Source organism: Aureimonas sp. AU20 (assembly GCF_001442755.1).
Lineage (GTDB): Bacteria > Pseudomonadota > Alphaproteobacteria > Rhizobiales > Rhizobiaceae > Aureimonas.
This window is the reverse complement of sequence record NZ_CP006367.1, coordinates 754,178-773,607: the sequence shown is the minus strand read 5'-3', so window position 1 is coordinate 773,607 and position 19,430 is coordinate 754,178. Positions and strand designations below refer to the sequence as shown.

Below are 19,430 nucleotides of genomic sequence, written 5' to 3'. Positions count from 1 at the left end.
GTGAACGGATGCCATCCCTCTTGGCCTCTTCCGGCCGCACGCCTCGCCGATGCGTCGGACCAAGCGCTCCACCCCGCCCCAGCGGTCCGCTCGGGGCGCACGTTGAAGGGGGCGAGTTGTCGCGTTCCGACCGAAGCCTCGAACAGAGCTACGGTCATCCGGACCTCCGCAGGGTCCGAGGCGCAACGGACGTTTCGCCGGTAAGTCAGCCGCGAAAGATGGTGGGGCGCGGCAAGCGGGCGCCCCTGGTCACCCCGCTCGAACGCGCCGGCAAACCGCAGCCCAGACCAACGGCTTTCCGCAAAGACAGGCATGGATATGGATCGCCTCGCCTCGCGCGCGTCAAGCGCGTTGGCTGGGACAGAAGCTTTGCGCGAAGGCGCGTTCATACGAGCCGTCCTTCACCCTGGGCGGAGGCCGAGCTGCCGTCGCCGGGCGATCGTGCGGCTGGGTTATCAGGAGGAAGGGGGGCGCCCTGCGCTTCGCCGTCGGCCTGCCCGGCCAACGATGCCGGGCCGGTCTCGGCTCCCGCGTCCGATTGCTGGCTTTCCGTCCAGCCACCCAAAGGCTCGGCCCCCGTCGCAAGGCCGGTGGCGAGGGCGTTCACCGCCGCCGCCGCCAGCGCACTGCCGCCGCGCCGGCCGAGAAGCGTGGCGAAGGGCACGCCGCGCGGGCGGGCAAAGAGTTCGGCCTTGGATTCGGCCGCGCCGACGAAGCCCACGGGAAAGCCGAGGATCGCGGCGGGCGGCGCGGCGCCCTCATCCAGAAGTTCCAGAAGGCGGAACAGGGCGGTCGGCGCGTTGCCGATGGCGACCACCGCGCCCGATAGTTCGCCCCGCTCCACCCAGAGATCGACCTGGGCCGCCGATCGCGTCGTGCCGAGCCGGGCCGCGAGCGGCGCCACCTCCGGCTCGTTCAGCCGGCAAAGCACGGCATTGCCGGCCGGCAGGTGCCGGCGGATCACGCCATGCGCGACCATTTCGGCGTCCACGAGGATCGGCGCCCCGGCGGCCAGCGCCGCGCGGCCCGCCGCCACGGCGTCCACCGACAAGCGCAGATCCTCGATGATCTCGACCATGCCGCAGCTATGGGCGAGGCGGATCGCGAGCGTCTGCGCGCCCTCTGGCAGCCGCGCCAGCAACGGTGCCGCCTCGCGCCGGATCGTGGCGAAGCTCGCCTCGTAGATGGCGGCGGGGTCCCTGACATAGTCCAGCGCCATGGCCCGGCCTCAGGACTTCAGCGAACGCGGCCCGAGCGGATGGTCGGCATGGGGATAGGGGTGGTGCGTATGCGCGTGGCCGTGGCCGTGGCCGTGGCCGTGGCCGTGGCCGTGGCCGTGGCCGTGGCCGTGGCCGTGGGAATGCGCATGGTCATGCGGGTGGCCGTGGTCATGCCCATGGGCATGGTCGTGCGCATGGTCGTGGGAGTGGTCATGCGCATGCGGATGATCGTGCCCATGCGCGTGAGGATGGTCGTGACCATGATCATGCCCGTGCCCATGGTCGTGTCCCGCGCCGCCATGGGAATGATCGTGCGTCGCCGTCGCCTCGATCGGAGCGTCCGCAGGACCCGTGCCGATGCCCTCGACATGGTGGTGGTGGCTTTCCTGCGGCAGGCCGACCTCCGCTTCGAAGCCCAGAACCTGCTCGCGATATTTGCACATCTGGCAGTTCATGTTGTTCGTGCCTTCGAGGATCTCGTTCAAACGGTCCACGAAGGTTTCGACCACGAGGTCGTGGGCATCGAGATACCCGGCTTTCAGGAAGCGGACGTCCGGCATGGCGGCGGCGACCTTGTCGGTCGCCGCATAGATGCGGTCCACCAGGATGCCGGTGAACAGGAAATAGGGAAACACCACGATGCGCTTGTAGCCGAGGCGCGAGACATGGGTCAGCGCCGGCTCGACCAGGGGGAAGGTGACGCCGGAATAGGCCGTCTCGCCCCAGCCGAAGCCGAGCCCTTCCCAGAGCATGCGCATGACCTTGGCGACGTTGGAATTGGCGTCGGGGTCGGACGCCCCGCGCCCCACCACCACCAGCATCGTGTCGTGCAGCGGCTCGCCGTCGCGCCAGCCGTCCGCCCGCAGCGCCTCGCGGATGCGCTCGCCGGCGGCGCGGATCATCTTGGGATCGATGCCGAGCTCGCGCCCATAGGTGATGGCGACATCGTTGGCCGCAGCATAGGTGTTGAGCACGGACGGAATGTCGTTCTTGGCGTGGCCGGCGGCGAACAGCATGCCCGGCAGCGCCAGGATATGGTCCGCCCCCTTCTCGCGCAGCGCGTCGAGCCCGGTGCGAATGATGGGCGTGGCGAATTCGAGATAGCCGTAGTCCACCGCCCAGTCGGGCAGGCGGCGGGCGATCTTCTCGGCGAGGCCGCGAAATTCCTCCACCGCGCCGCGATCGCGCGAGCCGTGGCCGCACAGCATGAGAGCCTTCATCGGACTGATCCTCCGTCACGTTGTTGCGCCGGAGAACGGGCCTCGCCTTGGGGCGACGCGCCGCGTCCGACAGTTTCCGCTTCGCGCCCCCGGTTTGGGTCGGCCGTCCTGGAATCGCTTTTGCAAGAGCCCCGCCGAGATCGTCCCGGGCAAGGCACCGTCAGGCCAGCGCCTTAAAGCCGGGATGGTCCGCTACGTCAAACCGGGCGTCGCTCGTGTCGGGCGATCGGACGCATCTAAGCGCGCGGAAACGCGATGCCCCGCACCGCCCGCCGGACTTGCCACCGGGTCCGCCTTTGCCGCAAACCGCGCCTCAAGCCATACCGCCGAATCGGTGAAGGACTCCCCGCTTGAACGCCTCGCTCGCCTTCGTGCGCCTCAACCGGCGCTGGCTCGCCGCCGGCTTCCTGCTTCTGTTCGTGTCCTCCTTCGGCCAGAGCTTCTTCGTTTCGCTGTCGGGCGGCGAGATCCGCCGCGCCTTCGCCCTGTCCAACGGCGATTTCGGGCTGCTCTACATGGGCGTGACGCTGGCCGGGGCGCTGACGCTGGCCTTCGTCGGCCCGGTCGTGGACCGCTGGTCGGCCCGGCGGTCGGCAATGCTGGCGGTTTGGGCGCTGGCCCTCGGCGCGCTGCTTCTGGCGCTGGCCCCCGGCCCCGTCGCGCTTGCCGCCGCCCTGTTTCTCCTGCGCCTGTTCGGCCAGGGCTTCTGCGTCCATGCCGCCTATACGCTGCTCGGGCGCTGGTTCGGGCCGGGGCGGGCGGAAGGACGCGGGCGCGCCGTGTCGCTGGCCTCGCTGGGGCTGAACGCGGGCCAGGCGGTGCTGCCGCCGCTCTTTGCCTTCGCGCTGGCGCCGCTCGGCTGGCGCGGCATCTGGGGCGCGGTGGCGGCGCTGCTCGTGCTTCTCGCCGTTCCGCTGGCCGGCGTCCTGTTCGCGCGCGAGCGCCGCCCGGCCGAGGCGCCCGGCGGGAGCGAAGCCATGGCCGGCTGGACGCGGCGCGAGGCGCTGCGCGATCCGCTCTTCCCGCTTCTGCTGCTGGCCATGCTGCCCCCGGCCTTCATCTCGAACACGATCCTCTTTCACCAGGCCTATCTCGGCGAGTTGCGCGGCTGGTCGCCCGGCCTATTCGCCTCCGCCCTGCCGCTCTATGCGCTGACGACGCTGGGCTCCCTGCTTCTGGCGGGCTGGTGCGTGGACAAGCGCTCGGCGCGCGCCTTCCTGCCGCTCTACCTCCTCCCGCTCGGCCTCGGCTGCCTCGTTCTCGGCCAAGTGGAAGGCCCACGCGCCGCTTTCCTGTTCCTCGTCCTCTACGGTCTCAGCGACGGGTTCTCGCTGACGCTCTTCGGAACGCTCTGGCCCGAGGTCTACGGCACGCGGCATCTGGGCGCGATCCGCTCGGCCATCGTGCCGCTCATGGTGCTGGCCGCAGCCCTCGGCCCGGGTCTCGGCGGCGTCCTGATCGACCGGGGCGTCTCCTATCCCCTGATCCTCACGCTCCTCGGCCTCTACTGCATCGCCGTCTCGGCTCTCATGGTCCCGGTCGTGCGACGGTTGAAGCGAAGAGCGCCCGAACCGCAGAGTGGATCGCCGCGGCCCGTTTTGGCAGACTAGCCCTTCACGGCGATTCCGCTCCGCTCCACGATGCGCTAGGGCTCGGGCTCGTTTTCTTCCCCGCCCGCCGGACGCGCCCATGCCTCTCGATCTCGTCTTCCTGCTTCTCGTCGGTGCGGCGTTTCTGGCCGGGTTCATCGACGCCATCGCCGGCGGTGGGGGCATGATCACCGTGCCGGCGCTGCTTCTGGGGGGCGTCGATCCCTTGACCGCGCTCGGCACCAACAAGCTCCAGTCGCTCTTCGGCTCGGGCTCGGCCACCATCGCCTATGCGCGCAAGGGCCATGTGAAGCTCGGCACGCTCCTGCCCGCCGGGCTGCTTTCGGCGGCGGGCTCGGCCGGGGGCGCGCTGCTTGCCACCGCGCTGCCGCTCGACCTGCTTCGAACCCTCCTGCCCTTTCTCCTGATCGCCATCGCGCTCTATTTCGCTTTCAAGCCGGGCCTGTCGGACATCGACCGCGAGCGCCGCATCTCGCCCCGGCGCTTCGCGCTCGTCGTGGTGCCGCTGATCGGCGCCTATGACGGCTTGTTCGGGCCGGGCACGGGCTCGTTCTTCATGCTCGCCTTCGTCAGTCTCGCCGGCTACGGCGTTCTCAAGGCCACCGCCCACACCAAGTTCCTGAATTTCGCCTCCAATGTCGGCGGCTTCCTCGTCTTCGCAAGCGTCGGAACGATCCATTGGCAGCTCGGCTTCGCCATGGGCCTCGCGCAGTTCATCGGCGCGCGCGTCGGCGCGGCCTCCGCCATGCGCTTTGGCTCCAAGCTGATCCGCCCGCTTCTGGTCACGGTCTGCATCGCGCTCGCCGTGCGCCTGCTCTGGGCATGAGCACAGGGCTGAGGCCGACCCCGGCCCTGATGCTCCAGGGCACGGGCTCGGATGTCGGCAAGAGCGTGCTCGTCGCCGGGCTTTGCAGGCTGTTCCGCAATCGGGGTCTGACGGTTCGCCCCTTCAAGCCGCAGAACATGAGCAACAATGCCGCCGTCGCCCGCATTCCCGAGAGCGGCGAATGGGGCGAGATCGGCCGGGCGCAGTGGCTGCAGGCCCTGGCTTGCGGCGCCGAGCCCAGCGTCCACATGAACCCGGTTCTTCTGAAGCCCCAGTCCGAGACCGGCTCGCAGATCGTGGTGCAGGGGCGCGTCGCGGGCGCCGCGCGTGGCGCCGATTATCAGCGCCTCAAGCCGGCGCTGCTCGGCCGCGTGCTCGAGAGTTTCGCGCGCCTGGAGGCGGAGGCGGACCTCGTTCTGGTGGAGGGCGCGGGCTCGCCGGCCGAGATCAACCTGCGGGCCGGCGACATCGCCAATATGGGCTTTGCCCGGGCTGCCGGCGTGCCCGTGGTGCTGGTCGGGGACATCGACCGGGGCGGCGTCATCGCCTCTCTAGTGGGCACCCACACGATCCTGCCGCCCGAGGATCTGGCGCCGATCAGAGGCTTTCTCGTCAACAAGTTCCGGGGCGACCCGACCCTGTTCGAGGACGGGCTCGCCGCCATCACACGCTTCACCGGCTGGCCGAGCTTCGGCGTCGTGCCCTGGCTGACGGAGGCGAGCCGCCTGCCGGCGGAGGATTCGGTGGCGCTGGAAGCGCGGCGGCCGCCCAGCGAAGGCGCGGCCCGCCTTCTCGTCGCCGTGCCCGTGCTCGACCGCATCGCCAATTTCGACGATCTCGACCCGCTCGCCGCCGAGCCTGGAGTCGAGGTGCGCTTCGTGCGCCCCGGCGAGCCGCTGCCGCTTGACGCGGGGCTCGTCGTCCTGCCCGGCACGAAATCCACGATCGCCGATCTCCTGGCGTTTCGCCGCAACGGCTGGGACGCCGATCTCAAGCGCCACCACGCGCGCGGCGGGCGCATTCTCGGCCTGTGTGGCGGCTACCAGATGTTGGGTCGGCGCATCCGCGACCCCGACGGCGTGGACGGCGCGATTCCCGAGGCCGAGGGGCTCGGCCTTCTCGACGTCGAAACCGTGATGCAGGGGCCGAAGACCGTGCGCGCCGCCAGCGGCACCTCGCCCGAAGGGTTGGCGCTGGAGGGCTACGAGATCCATATGGGCGCGACGGCGGGGCCGGACCGCGAGCGCCCCTTCGCCACGCTTCTCGGCCGGCCGGAGGGCGCGCGCAGCGCCGACGGGCAGGTCGAGGGGACCTATCTCCACGGCGTCTTCGGCTCCGACCCCTGGCGCCGCCACCTGCTCCAGAGCCTTGGCCTGTCCGGCCCCGAGAACGCCTACCGCGCCGGCATCGAGGCCGCGCTCGACGCCATCGCCGCCCGGCTGGAGCAGCATCTCGACGCCGACGCGCTCCTGCGTCTGGCGCAGCGCGCGGGCGACTGACACGAAGGGCCGGAGCGCCTCGCCGGGCTTGCCGAAAGCATCGCGCTTCCAGACAGCTTCCCTGCCGTTCGCCCCGGCTCACGCCCGCCGGATCGGGCGGCGTCCAGATTGCCGGAACATTGCCGAATCCAGACGGGAAATTCACTCGACTTCCCGGCCGAGGTTTTTAGAAGCATTCCAAAGAATGGATTCAAGGGACAATTCGATGCCGACGCATTCGCCTTGGGTGGACGATCCAGAGGGCTACGGCCGGGTCAGCCGCATACTCCATTGGGGCATGGCGCTTCTTCTGGTCTGGCAGCTTCTGTCGGCGGTGGTGCGGGCCGTCGCCGAGCATTCGCCGCTCGACGCCTTCTTCTGGAGCACGCATGTCGGGACCGGCTTCACCATCGCCTGGCTGGCCATTCTGCGCGGGGCCTGGGGACTGGCCAACCTGCGCCGCCGCCCCGCGACGGAGGGGCCGGCCCTCCTGCGCAAAGCCGCCGCGCTCGGCCATATCGCGCTCTACGGGCTTTTGATCCTCGTTCCCGCTCTCGGCATTCTGCGCGCCTTCGGCAAGGGCCGCGACCTCACGATCTACGGCCATCAGGTCTTCGCGCCGGTAACGCCGGGTCCCAACGCCGCTCTCGGCTCCTTCGCCGGCGAAGTCCACGAGTTTCTCGGCTGGACCCTCTTCGCCCTCATCGCCGGCCACATCGCCATGGCGCTCTGGCACGGCTTCGTGCGGCGCGACGGGACGTTCGGCTCCATGACGCGCGGCCCCGCCGCGCGCCACCTCGCCGCAAGGGTATAAAGGCGGGGCGGCTCACCCCTGGGGAAGCGCGTCCGCGCCCCTCACTCGCCTTCGAGATAGGCCTTGAAGCGCGGCGCCCAGGTCGGCTCCCAGCGCGACAGCGGCGGGCGGTTGTCGGCGACGTCGGCGGCGGCCCAGCGAATGCGCTTCTCGTCGGTCTCGCGCGTGGTCTCGTTGTCGGGGCAGAGAATGTAGAAGTCGCCGGCCTCCAGCCGCTCCAGCATGAAATCGACCGTCTCCTCCGGCGTCCAGGCGCCGGCGGGCTTCTCGGTCCGGTCGCGGCGGGTCAGATCGGTCCAGACGAAGCCGGGGATCAGCAGCGCGGCCTCGACGCGGTTGTCCGGCCGGTTCCGCAGCTCGTGCTGGAGCGCCTCAGTCAGAACCTTCACCCCGGCCTTGGACACGTTGTAGGCGGGGTCGCCCGGCGGCGTAGTGATGCCCTGCTTGGAGCCGGTGTTGATGATGAGGCCGGGCTGGCCGTGCGCCAGCATGCCGGGGCCGAAAATGCGCGTGCCGTTGATGACGCCGCCCAGATTGATCGACAGCACCGCGTCCCACGCGTCCTGATCCCCGAAGATCGAGGAGCCCGGCTGGATGCCGGCATTGTTCATGAGGACATGAACGGGGCCGAGCGTGTCCGCCACATGCTGAGCGGTCTTGGCGAGGCCGGCCCGGTCGCTGACGTCGCAGGCCGCGGCGAGAACGCGCCCTTCCTCGCCGCCCGCCAGCTCGCTCAAAGCCTCGTGGGCGCGGACCAGCTCGTCCATGCGCCGATCGACCACGGCGACCTTGAGCCCCATGGCGACGAAGCGCTTGGCTGCGGCAAAGCCGATACCCGTCGCGCCGCCGATCACGACGGCGGTGTGGAGGGGTGCGATGGCGGGGTGGTGCATGGGGGTCTCCCGGCGGTTCAAGGCGTCGAAAAGGGAGATAGCAGCCCCACGCCCCAAGGCGAAAGCGGCAAAGACGCCGCGACATTTTGACGGGACGGGCCGAGAAGGCTCGTCACCTACGCTCAAAGTCGCGTGCGATGGATTGACGCCCCGAAGCGCGGACGCCACCCTATGTCACCCATACAGCCCTTTGCTTCGCGCCTTTTCGGATTGCCGCCCTTCGTGATTCTCGACCTTCATTCCGCGTCTCGGCACGAGCTCCTGGCCGAAATCGAGCGCCTGCAAGGTCTGATCGCCTCCGTGCCGCTCGCCTCGCCGCTGCCAGATGGAGAGAGCCAGCACGACCAGATGCGCGAGATCGCCGAGATGCGGGCGGAGGCGGCGAGCTATCTGAGGGCTGCGCGCCGGCTGGCGCGCGAAGGCCACGACGCGCCCGAGCCGCGATCCGCCTTGAGCGGCGGAGCCGAGCGCGAGCCGGCGGAGGTGGGCGATCTCGCCTCCCGGCTTCGCCGCAGCGAGGCGGCGCGCCTCATGTCGGAGGAGCGCCTGGCGCTGGCCTTCGAGGCGTCGGGCTCGCTCGGCTGGTGGGATTGGGACCTTGCGGCCGACCGGGTCTATGCCGGCCCCTATTTCGCGGGAATGTTCGGCGTCGATGCCGAGGAGGCCGAAGCCGGGGTGCCGATCCAGCTGTTCGTGGAGGGCATCCACCCCGAGGATCGGCCGCGCGTGTCGGAGGCGATCGCGACAGCGGTTTCGAAAGGCAGCGATTTCAGCGAGGACTATCGCCTGCTCAGCAAGAGTTCGGGCAACGTGACCTGGGTCCACGCGCGCGGGCGCGCCTTCAACGACGCGACCGGCCGCCCCTTGCGCTTTCCGGGCGTGGCGATCGACACCACGGCCTATCGCGAGGGCGAGGCGCGCAAGGCGGCGCTGGTGGATCTCGGCGAGCGGCTGCGCGAGCTTCACGATGTCGGCGAGATCGCCTTCGCGGCCGCCGAGGCCATGGCGAGCCAGCTTCGCGCGAGCCGCGCCGGCTTCGGCGTGGTGGACCCGGTCCAGGAAACGGTGATGATGCAGCCCGACTGGCGCCTGCCGGGCACGGCCAGCATTGCCGGTCTGCATCATTTCCGCGACTACGGCTCCTTCATCGACGACCTGAAGCGTGGCGAGACGGTGATCATCGAGGACGTGTCGGCCGATCCGCGCACGGCGCTCCACCGCGCCTCGCTGGAGACGATCGGCATCCGCGTCCTTCTCAACGTGCCGATCATCGAGCACGGGCGGTTTTCGGCGGTGATCTTCGTCCACTACGACCAGCCGCACCAGTTTTCCGAGGCCGATCTTCGCTTCGTGCGGGCGGTGGGCGACCGCGCCCATGCCGAGATCGGGCGCAGCCGCGCCGAAGAGCGCGAGCGGATGCTCAACCACGAGTTGAGCCATCGGCTGAAGAACACGCTCGCCATGGTTCAGGCGATCGCGTCGCAGACGCTGCGCAACGCGCCCGACATGCTGACCGCGCGCGAAACGCTGGGCAACCGGCTCGCCGCGCTCAGCCGAGCGCACGACCTGCTTCTGGGCCGCAGCCAGGACACGGCCGACATCCGCACCGTGGTGGGCGACACACTGGCGCTTCACGACGACGGGCAGAACCGCATCCGCCTCGACGGCCCGGCCATCGAGATCGGCTCGGACGCGGCGCTGTCGCTGGCGCTGATCCTGCATGAACTCGCCACCAACGCCGTGAAATACGGCGCCCTGTCCGTGCCCGAAGGCGAGGTGGACCTTTCCTGGAGCACGGGTGTTCTGGACGGCGCGCCGGTGTTCCGCCTCGTTTGGCGGGAGCGCGGCGGGCCACCCGTCCTGGCGCCCAGCCGCCGTGGCTTCGGCTCGCGGCTGATCGAGCGCGGCCTGCCCGGCTCGGTCGGCGGCAGCGTGGAGCACAGTTTCGAGCCCACCGGCCTCCTGTGCCGGATCGAGGCGCCGCTCGCGGCCATTCGCAGCCCGCAGGCCTGAAGGCGTCTTGCGAGCTCTCACAGCTCAGCCGCCGCTGATTTCAGAGGCTGATTCGAGGTGGCAGAGCGATGCGGAACGACACAGAAAAATGGCGATTCGAAGCAAGTCGTTGGCTGGGTTCGTAGACTGGAAACCTTTCCGGTGTTCGCGCCTTTATCGGACATGAGCACGCCAGCAAAACATGCCGTTGCCCTCGTCGCCGAGGATGAACCCCTCCTGCGCATGGAGGCCGTCGACCTCCTGGAGGACGCCGGCTTCACCGTGCTGGAAGCCGCCAACACGACCCAGGCGCTCCGCCATCTGGCGGACACCGAAACGATCGAACTGCTCTACACCGATATCGAGATGCCCGGCCCGATCGACGGGATCGATCTGGCGCGCCAGGTCGCCGCGCGCTGGCCGCAGGTGTCGATCGTGGTCTGCTCCGGCCGGGTTCAGCCGGACGCGAGCGACCTGCCCCGGCAGGCGCGCTTCCTGCCCAAGCCCGTCAGTTCGGCGCTGATCCTCAGCGCCTTGGAAAAGGCGATGCCGACCGGCTGATAGGCGAATGCGCCGCCTGGCTGGCGTGAGCCGGACGGCGCATCCGCAGCTTGACGAGATGACAGACGCCTCGTCGCCTATCTCCCTGAATCGTTTGACTTGAGGCCCAGGGGGTTTATCCTCCCGCGCTGGATGGTCCCGCGGCGCGACATGCGTGCGCGGGCTAAGAGGGAATGCGAAGGGCCGACTTAAACCAAGGGCCCGGATCGCAGCCGACCCCGCGACTGTAGAGCGGCGAGGTTTCTTCACCGGCGGTCTTTCCGCCGGAAACGCCACTGGGCCTCGCGGCCCGGGAAGGCAGGAGAGGACCCGTGACCCGCGAGCCAGGAGACCTGCCATCCCTTGCGAAGGCGGCCATGTCGGCCGCCGTCACGGAGGTTGATGCCATGATCCGAACCGCCGCACCGGCCGTTCCTCACACCGACGCACCGGCGCAGACGCGCCTTCTCGTCGCCGCTTTCGCCCTGTCGCTCGGCGCATTCCTCGTCTGGGGCGCGGGCTTTGCCAGCGCCGACGCGCTGCACGACACCGTGCACGACGCCCGCCACGCCATGGGCCTTCCCTGCCACTGACGCCTCCCCGCTCCGTCGCACCGCATCTCGCCAGCCGACGCTGAACCCGGATTCGTCTCGTCTTTTCGGACGCGCGCTCGCCCGCGAGCCCCGTCCGCGCGCAGGATTTCGCCCATGCTCACCCGCACCCTTTCGGCCGCGATCTTCGCCGGCCTTTTCGCCGGCTTGCTCGTCACGCCCGTTCAGCAGGCCAAGCTCGTTCCCCTGATCCTCGCGGCGGAAGTCTACGAGGAAGGCGGCGCGCCCGCCGGCCACGACCATGCCGCCGGCCTTGCTCTCGTTTCCCCCGCGCTCGCCCATTCCGGCCACGAGGGCGGCGAGGCGACGACGCTGGTGGAAAGCCGCACCGGCGGCTCGATCCTGGCCAATCTCGTGCTCGGCTGCGGCTTCGCGCTGTTGCTCGCCGCCGCGAGCTTGGCCGCCAACCGGCCGCTGACGTTCCGCAACGGCGCGCTCTGGGGCCTGGCCGGCTTCGGCGCCGTGACGCTCGCCCCCGCGCTCGGCCTGCCGCCGGAGCTTCCCGCCATGCCGGCCGCCGATCTGGCCGCCCGTCAGCTCTGGTGGCTCGCCACCGTCGGCGCATCCGTGGCCGGGCTCTGGCTGGTCGTTCTGCGCGGCTCCACCGCCGCGCGGCTCGCGGGCCTCGCGCTTCTCGTCGCGCCGCATCTCTTCGCCGCGCCCCATCCCGCCGATCTGGCCAGCCCCATTCCGCCGACGCTGGCGGCCGAGTTCGCCGTCGCCTCGCTCGCCGTCTCGGCCCTGTTCTGGGTGCTGATCGGCCTCGGCGCCGGGCTCGCCAGCGATCGGCTGGTGCGAAACGAGCGCCGGGCCGCGGCCCTCTCGGCGTGAGCGTTCACTTCGTTCTCGGCGGCGCGCGCTCGGGCAAGAGCCACCATGCCGAAACCCTCGTCATGGCCTCCGGCCTCCAGCCCGTCTATCTCGCGACGGGCCAGGCCTTCGATACCGAGATGGAGGAGCGCATCGCCCATCATCAGGCGCGCCGCCCCGCGCCCTGGCTGACGGTGGCGGAGCCGCTGGATCTTGCCGGCGCGCTGCGGCGCGAGGCGGGCGAGGGCCGCGCCCTCCTGGTGGACTGCCTGACGCTCTGGCTCAGCAATCTCCTTTTCAGCGAGGCCGACATTCCGGCTGAGGCGGCGCGCCTGTGCGAGACGCTACGCGGCCCCCTGCCCGGGTTCGTGGTGCTCGTCTCCAACGAGGTCGGCCTATCCATCGTCCCCGAAAACAAGCTCGCCCGGCGCTTTCGCGACGAGGCCGGGCGTCTTCACCAACAGATCGCAGCGCTGGCAGACCGCGTCACCTTCGTCGCCGCCGGCCTGCCCCTCCCTCTCAAAGGCTGATCTCATGCGCAAGATTCCCGCCACCGTCGTCACCGGCTTTCTAGGCGCCGGCAAAACCACGCTGATCCGCAACCTCCTGCAGAATGCCGAGGGCCGGCGCATCGCCCTCGTCATCAACGAGTTCGGCGATCTCGGCGTCGACGGCGACATCCTGAAAGGCTGCGGCGTGGAGACCTGCCGCGAGGAGGATGTGGTCGAACTCACCAACGGATGCATCTGCTGCACGGTCGCCGACGACTTCATTCCCACCATGGAAAAGCTGCTGGAGCACGCGGACCGGCTCGACCATATCGTGATCGAGACCTCCGGCCTCGCCCTGCCTCAGCCGCTGGTGGCCGCCTTCAACTGGCCCGAGGTGAAGGCCCGCGTCACCGTGGACGGCGTCGTCACCGTGATCGATGCGGCGGCGGTTGCGGCCGGGCGCTTTGCCGACGACGAGGCGAAGGTTCAGGCGCAGCGCGAGGCCGACGAAAGCCTCGATCATGACAACCCGCTGGAAGAGCTGTTCGAGGACCAGATCCGCGCCGCCGACCTTCTCGTTCTGTCCAAGGCCGATCTCGTCTCGGACGAGGAGCTAGCCCGCGTGCGCGAGGAGGTAACCCTTGTCGCCGGGCGCAAGCTCGCCCTCGTGACGGCGAGCCAGGGCAAGCTGCCGGCCGACGTGCTTCTGGGCCTTGCCAGCGGCACGGAGGACCACATCCACGAGCGCCGCTCGCATCACGAGATCGAGCACGAGGGCGGCGTGGCGCACGACCACGACGATTTCGAGAGCATCGTGGTGGAGACCCGCCCGCTCGCTTCGCCCGACCGGTTCGTGGACGGGCTGAAGGGTCTGATCGCCGCGCACGACATCCTGCGCCTCAAGGGCTTCGCGGCCGTCGAAGGCAAGGCGGCGCGGCTTCTCGTGCAGGCCGTCGGCGGGCGCGTCGAGGCCTATTACGACCGGCCCTTCGCGCCCGGCGAAGCGCGCGCGACCCGTCTCGTGGTGATCGGCCTGCACGACGCGATCGAGGAAAACGAGGGGGCGATCCGCGCCGCCATCGCCGCGCTCGCCTCCACTGAAGCCCAGGCGGCGGCGGAGTAAGCGGCCTTGCATCTCCTCGCCGCGCAGCGCGGAACGATCGCGGACGGCGCGGAGGCGGTGGATCTCGGGCAGAGCCCCGGCGAGATCCTGTTTCTCTCGGCCGCCGACACCGAGCTCGCGGCGCTGGCCGGCGCGGCACGCCGGCTGGGTCTCGGCTCGGCCGAGCTGCGCCTCGCCAATCTCCTGCGCCTGTCGCACCCGATGTCGGTCGACACCTATCTCGCCCGCATGGGCGGGGGGGCGCGGCTCGTCGTGGTGCGGCTGCTCGGCGGCGAGCGCTACTGGCCGCATGGATGCGAGGCGCTGCTGGCGGCGGCGCGGGCGGGCGGGTTCGACCTCGCCATCCTGCCCGGCGACGACAAGCCCGACCCTGGGCTCGACCGGTTTTCCACGCTCGTTCCCGAGACGCGCCATCGCCTCTGGCGCTTCCTTTGCGAAGGCGGCGCGGCGAATGCGGATGGATTTCTGGAAAGCTGCCGCGCGCTGCTGAAGGGCGAGCCGCTGACGGGCGAGGGGCCGGCGGGCGAACCGCGCCCGATCCTCAAGGCGGGGCTGCTCACGCGGGGCGAAGCCCTGAGCGAGGGCGATCCTCGCCCGGTCGTGCCCGTCATCTTCTATCGCGCGCTGGTGCAGAGCGGACAGACGGAGGCGGTCGAGGCCCTGTGCGACGCGCTGGAGACCCAAGGGCTGGCGCCCCTGCCGCTCTTCGTCAGCAGCTTGAAGGACCCCGTCAGCGTCGAGACGCTGCGTGCGATCTTCGCGCGCCATCCCCCTGGCGTGGTCGTCAATCTCACGGGCTTTGCCGTCTCCACGCCGGGCGCCGCGCACAAGGGCACGGTGCTGGACGAGACCGGCGCCGTGGTGTTGCAGGCGGTGCTGGCGAGCGGCGCGCGCGAGGCCTGGGAGCGCTCGAGCCAAGGCCTCTCCGCGCGGGACCTCGCCATGAGCGTCGCCCTGCCGGAGGTGGACGGGCGCGTTCTCAGCCGCGCCATCGCCTTCAAGAGCGCGGCGGAATGGGACGCCTTGACCGAGATCGATCTCGTGTCGCACCGGCCGGAGCCCGATCGCCTGCGCTTCGTGGCGGAGCTGGCCCGCCGCTGGGCCCGTTTGCGCATGCTTGGCCCCAGGGAGCGGCGCGTCGCGATCGTGCTCGCCAACTATCCCAACCGGGACGGGCGCATCGGCAATGGCGTCGGGCTCGACACGCCGGCCGGTACGGTGCGCGTTCTGGAGGCGCTGCGCGACGCAGGCTATGGGCTGTCGGACTTTCCCCGAAGCGGCAATGCGTTGGTGGAGCATCTCCAGGCCGGACCGACCAATTCGGGCGAGCGCGCCGGGCGCATCGTCCGCGAGACCCTTTCGCTCGACGCCTATCTCAGTGCTTTTGCCGGCTTACCTCCCGAATTGCAGGCCGCGATGGTGGAGCGCTGGGGTGCGCCGGAAGCCGACCCGTTCTTCGATCCCGCGCGGGGCTTCTGCCTGCCGCTCGCCCGGTTCGGTCAAGTCACCGTCGGCATCCAGCCGGCGCGCGGCTACAATATCGACCCGAAGGAAACCTATCACGCGCCGGACCTCGTGCCGCCGCATGGCTATCTCGCCTTCTACGCCTTCTTGCGCGAGCAGTTCGGCGCCGATGCGCTCATCCACATGGGCAAGCACGGCAATCTGGAATGGCTGCCGGGCAAGGCCCTGGCGCTGTCGGAGCGCTGCTGGCCCGAGGCGATCCTTGGCCCCCTGCCGCATCTCTACCCGTTCATCGTCAACGATCCCGGCGAGGGGACGCAGGCCAAGCGTCGGACCTCGGCCGTCATCATCGACCACCTGACCCCGCCGCTCACGCGCGCCGAAAGCCACGGCCCGGCGCGCGATCTGGAAAAGCTGGTGGACGAGTATTACGAGGCGAACCAGGGCGACGCGAGACGCGCCGCGCTCCTGCGCAAGGACATTCTGGCGCTTCTGGAGGCGAGCGGGCTCGGCGCCGATGCGGGGCTCGCGCCCGGCGAGGCGGGCGACGAGGCGCTGGGCAAGCTCGACGCTTGGCTCTGCGATCTCAAGGAACTTCAGATCCGCGACGGGCTGCATGTCTTCGGCGTCGCGCCCGAGGGACGGCTGCTCACCGACCTCACGGTCGCGCTCGCCCGCCTGCCGCGCGGCACGGAAGGCCCCGACGCCTCGCTGCACCGGGCGCTGGCGGACGATCTCGCGCTCGGCTTCGATCCGCTGGACTGCGACTTTTCCACAAGCTGGGCCGGCCCTCGCCCCAAGGTTCTTCACAGCCTGTCCACAGACCCCTGGCGCACAGTGGGCGACACGGTCGAGCGGATCGAACTCCTGGCCGCCCGCCTTGTCGCGGGCGAGGACGCGGCCGAGCCCGGCTGGAGCCGCACGGCGGCCGTGCTGGGCGAGATCGAAACACGGCTTAGGCCCAGCGTCACCGCCTGCGGCGCGGCGGAGATCGCGGGGCTCTTGCAGGGCTTGGAGGGCTGCTTCGTCGCCCCCGGCCCTTCCGGCGCGCCGACGCGCGGGCGGCCCGACACGCTGCCGACAGGGCGAAACTTCTTCTCCGTCGACACGCGCGCCGTGCCGACGGAAGCGGCCTGGCGCCTCGGCCGCCTGTCGGCCGAGCGGCTGGTGGAGCGCCATTTCCAGGACCAGGGCGAATGGCTGAGTTCGGTCGGCCTCACCGCCTGGGGCACGGCGAACATGCGCACGGGCGGCGACGACATCGCTCAAGCGCTCGCCCTGATGGGCGCCAAGCCGACATGGGATCGCGCGTCGGGCCGCGTCACCGGCTTCGAAATCGTGCCGCTCGCCCGGCTCGGACGGCCGCGGGTGGACGTGACGCTGCGCGTGTCCGGCTTCTTCCGCGACGCCTTTCCCGACCAGATCGCGCTCGTGGACCGGGCCGCTCGGGCGATCGGCGCCCTGGACGAGGACCCGGCCGAAAACCCGATCGCCGAGCGGATGCGGCGCGAGGCGACTGAGGCCGAGGCGCGGGGCCTCGCGCCCGATAAGGCGCGCCAACTCGCCGGCCACCGCGTTTTCGGCTCCAAGCCCGGCGCCTATGGCGCGGGGTTGCAGGCGCTGATCGACGAGGGCGGCTGGACCAGCCGGGCGGATCTTGCCGACGCCTATCTCCATTGGGGCGCCTATGCTTATGGCGCGGAGGCCGAAGGCCTGCCGGCGCGCGAATGCCTGGAGCGGCGGCTCACGAGCGTCGAGGCCGTGGTGCAGAACCAGGACAATCGCGAGCACGACCTTCTGGATTCCGACGACTACTACCAGTTCGAAGGCGGCATGTCGGCGGCGGTGGAAACGCTCTCCGGCCGTGCCCCAGTCGGCTACCACAACGACCACTCGCGCCCCGAGCGCCCCGTGGTGCGCCGGCTGGACGAGGAGATCGCCCGCGTCGTGCGCGCCCGCGTGGTGAACCCGAAATGGATCGCCGGCGTCATGCGCCACGGCTACAAGGGCGCCTTCGAGATGACGGCGACGGTGGACTATCTCTTCGCCTTCGCCGCCACCACCCATGACGTGGCCGACCGGCATTTCGACCTCGTCCACGCCGCCTTTCTGGAGGATGGAGAGGTCTTGGACTTCCTGGCCCGAAACAACCCGGCGGCGCTGGCCGAAATGCGCCGGCGCTTTGCCGAGGCCATCAGGCGCGGGCTCTGGCATCCGCGCTCCAACTCCGTCAGATTCGCCCTCGAACCCAGTGCACTCGAATCCGGTGCCCTCGAACCCAGCGCCCTTGCGGCGGAGGAAGCGTTGCCATGAGTGAGAAATCCCCCCTTGTCGCCGCCATGAGCGAGGAAGAGCTCGACGCCCGCCACGCCGAAAAGATGCGCAAGAAGAAGGCCGCGCGTGACAAGATTCTCGCCACCAAGACGCAGGAAAAGGGCCTCGTCATCGTTCACACCGGCAAGGGCAAGGGCAAGTCCACCGCCGCCTTCGGCCTCGTTTTCCGCGCGCTCGGCAACGGCATGAAGGTCGGCATCGTGCAGTTCGTGAAGGGCAAGTGGGAAACGGGGGAGCGGCGCGCGCTGGAGCGCTTCGAGGGCGAGGTGACGATCACCGCCATGGGCGACGGCTTCACCTGGGAAACGCAGGACCGACAGCGCGACATCGCCGCCGCCCGCGCCGCCTGGGAGCGGGCCAAGGCGATGATCGCCGACGAGGAGCACGACATGGTGATCCTGGACGAGCTGAACATCGTCCTGCGCTACGACTATCTCCCGGTCGAGGAGATCGTGGACTTCCTGCGCGACCACAAGCCGGAGATGAAGCATGTCGTCATCACCGGCCGCAACGCGCGCGAAGAGCTGATCGAGTTCGCCGATCTCGTCACCGAGATGGAGATGGTGAAGCACCCGTTCCGCTCCGGCATCAAGGCGCAGCGCGGCATCGAGTTCTGACGCCTCGCCTTTTTCCCCCCAGCCCGGCCCGGGCGTCTCAGTCGCCGTGCAGCTTGAGCGCCGGGCCCTTGGTCGGGGAGATCATGTCGGCGGCGATGGCGACCGTGCCTCTGACATGGCCGAGCACGCGCCACTGGTGCTTGCGCTGCAGGGCGTTGTAGGCGGCGGTGGCGAAGTGGCCGTGGATGAGGAAATCGTCCTTGGCGCCGAAGCCGATCATGCCCACCGCTCCCGCGCGGCCGAGCGAGATCAGCCGGCCCTTGTCGGAATAGTGAAAGGGCTCGACCGGATCGCCCCTGGCGAGGATGGGCAGGGTCTCGGTGAGATAGTCGGCCTGCTGGCTGGCGGCCTGGGCGGTCGGCGGCAGGGGCTGTTTGGCGCCGGGCGGCGTCAGGCTCGCCGCGTCGCCCATGACGTAGACATGCTCGTCCACCGTGCTGCGCAGCGTCGCGTCCACCACGATACGCCCACGCTTGTCCATCTCGAAGCGGCCGAGATCCTTGAGCAGCGGATTGCCGACGAGCCCGGCAGCCCAGACCGCGAGGTCGCAGGGCCAGCGCTCGCCGCTCTTGGAATAAACGGAGTCGAGATCGATGCGCGAGACGTTCACGTCGGTCACGGTCTTGATGTCGAGATGGCGCAGACGCTCGGTGAGCTGCCGGCGCAGCTCCGGCTCGGCGCCGGGCATGATCTCGGGCGCGGCCTCTAGAATGGTGATGCCAAGCAGCTTGCGGCGGCGCTCGGCCTTGGTCTGGTCGAAGAAGCCGCGCTCGGAGCGGCGCAGGTGCGCGGCAAGCTCCGTGCCCGTCGCGCCCGAGCCGACGATCACCACCTCGGCCGGCTCGCCCGATTCGCGCGCTTCGATCATGGTGGCGATGAACCGATCGCGAAACCGGTCGGCATCGGCCTTGGTGTCGAGCCGCACGGCATATTCCCGAACGCCCGACGTGCCGAAATCGGGCACGACGCCGCCCAGCGCCACGACGCAGATGTCATAGGGTACGCGCCGCTCGCGCGCCGCGACCGTGCCGTCCTCGCCGGGAATGGCGGCCAGCACCACCTCGCGCCGGTCGTGGTCGAGCGCGCCGACGCTGCCCTGCTCGAAGCGGAAGCCGCGCATCTGGCCGAGCATGTAGAAGGACATTTCGGCGAGCGAGGAAGACACGGTGCCGGCGGCGAACTCGTGCAGCCGGGGCTTCCAGAGATGGGCGAGCTCCCGGTCCACCAGCGTCACGTCGAGCTTGCCGTGGTGAGCGAGCTGGGAGGCAAGTTCCAGCCCGCCCGAGCCTCCGCCCAGAATGACGATGCGCGCTCGCCCGGTGCCGCCTGCCATGGTTCTCGCTCCCCTTCTCTCACGCCGCGGCCGACCCGCCGCCCATGTCGCGCG

16 protein-coding genes and 1 riboswitch are annotated in these 19,430 nt (G+C 70.0%); of the genes, 12 read left to right on the top strand and 4 right to left on the bottom strand.

Annotated elements, in window-relative coordinates:
- Positions 1–385 precede the first annotated feature (385 nt).
- Both M673_RS03515 and M673_RS03510 read right to left on the bottom strand, forming a co-directional pair.
- Positions 386–1,219, bottom strand: a complete 834-nt coding sequence (locus M673_RS03515) for a precorrin-8X methylmutase (RefSeq protein ID WP_244493257.1) — start codon at positions 1,217–1,219, stop codon at positions 386–388.
- Between the two features lie 9 nt (positions 1,220–1,228).
- Positions 1,229–2,440, bottom strand: a complete 1,212-nt coding sequence (locus tag M673_RS03510) for a sirohydrochlorin chelatase (protein WP_061973607.1) — start codon at positions 2,438–2,440, stop codon at positions 1,229–1,231.
- Positions 2,441–2,790: 350 nt separating this feature from the next.
- Here M673_RS03510 and M673_RS03505 point away from each other — a divergent pair, with 350 nt between their 5' ends.
- The 4 genes from M673_RS03505 to M673_RS03490 all read left to right on the top strand — a co-directional run bounded on the left by M673_RS03505 (position 2,791) and on the right by M673_RS03490 (position 7,168).
- Entirely contained in the window at positions 2,791–4,050 is a 1,260-nt protein-coding gene (locus M673_RS03505; protein WP_061973605.1) for an MFS transporter, read from the top strand.
- 79 nt (positions 4,051–4,129) lie between these two features.
- A complete protein-coding gene (locus M673_RS03500; RefSeq protein WP_061973603.1) occupies positions 4,130–4,876 on the top strand; it encodes a TSUP family transporter in 747 nt (248 codons plus the stop codon).
- Positions 4,873–6,375, top strand: a complete 1,503-nt coding sequence (locus M673_RS03495) for a cobyric acid synthase (protein ID WP_061973601.1) — start codon at positions 4,873–4,875, stop codon at positions 6,373–6,375. Before M673_RS03500 ends, M673_RS03495 begins: the two co-directional genes overlap by 4 nt.
- A 205-nt stretch (positions 6,376–6,580) precedes the next feature.
- Positions 6,581–7,168, top strand: a complete 588-nt coding sequence (locus tag M673_RS03490) for a cytochrome b (RefSeq protein ID WP_061973599.1) — start codon at positions 6,581–6,583, stop codon at positions 7,166–7,168.
- 41 nt (positions 7,169–7,209) lie between these two features.
- On the opposite strand, the gene M673_RS03485 is transcribed toward M673_RS03490, so the two are convergent.
- Positions 7,210–8,061, bottom strand: coding sequence for an SDR family NAD(P)-dependent oxidoreductase (locus tag M673_RS03485; RefSeq protein ID WP_061973597.1), 852 nt, complete (start codon positions 8,059–8,061; stop codon positions 7,210–7,212).
- Between the two features lie 222 nt (positions 8,062–8,283).
- On the opposite strand from M673_RS03485, the gene M673_RS03480 reads away from it, so the two are divergent.
- From M673_RS03480 to cobO, 8 genes are all read left to right on the top strand, one after another.
- A complete protein-coding gene (locus M673_RS03480; RefSeq protein WP_187301292.1) occupies positions 8,284–10,074 on the top strand; it encodes a sensor histidine kinase in 1,791 nt (596 codons plus the stop codon).
- A 162-nt stretch (positions 10,075–10,236) separates the two neighbouring features.
- The gene (locus M673_RS03475; RefSeq protein WP_082639148.1) at positions 10,237–10,614 is read left to right on the top strand and encodes a response regulator; all 378 of its coding nucleotides are present in this window, start codon (positions 10,237–10,239) and stop codon (positions 10,612–10,614) included.
- A 116-nt stretch (positions 10,615–10,730) separates the two neighbouring features.
- Positions 10,731–10,968, top strand: a riboswitch (cobalamin riboswitch).
- A gap of 32 nt (positions 10,969–11,000) precedes the next feature.
- Positions 11,001–11,186 carry a CbtB domain-containing protein gene (locus M673_RS03470; RefSeq protein ID WP_061977639.1) on the top strand — a complete coding sequence of 62 codons (186 nt, stop codon included), beginning with the start codon at positions 11,001–11,003 and terminating at the stop codon, positions 11,184–11,186.
- A 114-nt stretch (positions 11,187–11,300) separates the two neighbouring features.
- Entirely contained in the window at positions 11,301–12,035 is a 735-nt protein-coding gene (locus tag M673_RS03465; RefSeq protein ID WP_082639147.1) for a CbtA family protein, read from the top strand.
- Positions 12,032–12,544 (top strand): bifunctional adenosylcobinamide kinase/adenosylcobinamide-phosphate guanylyltransferase, encoded by a 513-nt coding sequence (gene cobU / locus M673_RS03460; protein WP_061973593.1) that lies wholly within the window; start codon positions 12,032–12,034, stop codon positions 12,542–12,544. The genes M673_RS03465 and cobU overlap by 4 nt, the downstream gene beginning before the upstream one ends.
- 4 nt (positions 12,545–12,548) lie before the next feature.
- Entirely contained in the window at positions 12,549–13,628 is a 1,080-nt protein-coding gene (gene cobW / locus M673_RS03455; RefSeq protein ID WP_061973591.1) for a cobalamin biosynthesis protein CobW, read from the top strand.
- Positions 13,629–13,634: 6 nt separating this feature from the next.
- On the top strand, positions 13,635–17,405 hold the full coding sequence (gene cobN, locus M673_RS03450; protein ID WP_061973589.1) for a cobaltochelatase subunit CobN: 3,771 nt from the start codon (positions 13,635–13,637) through the stop codon (positions 17,403–17,405).
- Positions 17,402–18,043 (top strand): cob(I)yrinic acid a,c-diamide adenosyltransferase, encoded by a 642-nt coding sequence (gene cobO, locus M673_RS03445; protein ID WP_061973587.1) that lies wholly within the window; start codon positions 17,402–17,404, stop codon positions 18,041–18,043. Before cobN ends, cobO begins: the two co-directional genes overlap by 4 nt.
- A 37-nt stretch (positions 18,044–18,080) precedes the next feature.
- On the opposite strand, the gene M673_RS03440 is transcribed toward cobO, so the two are convergent.
- Complete coding sequence (locus tag M673_RS03440; protein WP_061973585.1) at positions 18,081–19,376, bottom strand: NAD(P)/FAD-dependent oxidoreductase; 1,296 nt, start codon at positions 19,374–19,376, stop codon at positions 18,081–18,083.
- Positions 19,377–19,430: the final 54 nt, after the last annotated feature.